Here is a 944-nt window from a genome sequence, read left to right on the forward strand (position 1 = left end):
CGAGGTGGGTCGCCAGCGCGTTCACGATGCGCGCGACATTGCGGAGCCCGCCGGAACGCGGCTCCAGTCGATAGACCAGCACGACCATCGTGCCTGCGGTCGCCGAGCCGCCGACGCGCAGCGTGTGATTCAGGCTAGCCGCGCTCCGCTTGTAGTCCGCGGCGATGTAGAGGTTCTTAAGCAGGTTGAGCATTGTTGCGGGAGGCGAAGACGACGAGCCCGGCCATCAGCAGCAACTGCGGGCAGATGTAGACGGCCAGAACCTCGACGGGGTGCAGGTGGGGGGCGCGGGACGAGGCGATCACTACACCGAACAGGGCGGTGCCGTTGATCGCGAGGATGCCCCTGGCGTATAGGGCCCCCAGTGAGATCGTCCCGTAGGACAGCAGGCAGCCAGAGGCGAGATAGGCCACGGCGACCAATGGCCCTGTGACGTCGCGCATCGCTGTTGCGAAGATGGCCGTCAGAATGATCAGGAAACCGGCCCCCATCGCGCCCGCCATGGGTCGGACCGTGCCTTTCACCCGCGCATAGAAGTAGATCAGGCTTCCGCCAATGGCGATGGCCCGCTCCATCATCACGAAGTTGGCGACGGCCGTCGCGTCCTTCTCGTACGACACCAGAGTCAGCATCACGAACGACGACGCCGTCGGCAGCAGTTGCGACACGATCAGCGTCCACGCGTGCAGACGTTCGCCCTCGACGCCGGCCGGCGGTGCTCCGGCGCCCTGCGGCGACTGGCGATCGCCGTCAGCAGGTATGGCAGGATCAGCAGCATCAGCAGAAGCTCGTCATCGATCTCGGCCCACTTGCCCCAGACCAGCATGGTGAGGACCGCAGTGGTGATGATCGGTGCGCCTGCCGCCACCATGGTCAGGCGGTTGGGCGCGCCCGCCAGCGCGTCCCGATGTGTCGCCAGGACGGCCGCGATGCCGAGCGCCAGG

Annotated in this window: 3 protein-coding genes; all 3 read right to left on the reverse strand. The window is 66.7% G+C overall.

The annotated features are described in order from the left end of the window. The coding region (locus FUT87_RS28165; protein ID WP_147243083.1) for a hypothetical protein at window positions 1-193 on the reverse strand (193 nt) is incomplete at its 3' end. Further along, window positions 177-668 carry a hypothetical protein gene (locus tag FUT87_RS28170; protein ID WP_147243084.1) on the reverse strand — a complete coding sequence of 164 codons (492 nt, stop codon included), beginning with the start codon at window positions 666-668 and terminating at the stop codon, window positions 177-179. The genes FUT87_RS28170 and FUT87_RS28165, both read right to left, overlap by 17 nt. A gap of 2 nt (window positions 669-670) precedes the next feature. Beyond that, window positions 671-944, reverse strand: a 274-nt coding sequence (locus FUT87_RS29760) for a hypothetical protein (RefSeq protein WP_186830826.1), incomplete at its 5' end; no start/stop codon positions are given.

This window comes from Mitsuaria sp. TWR114 (genome assembly GCF_007997345.1).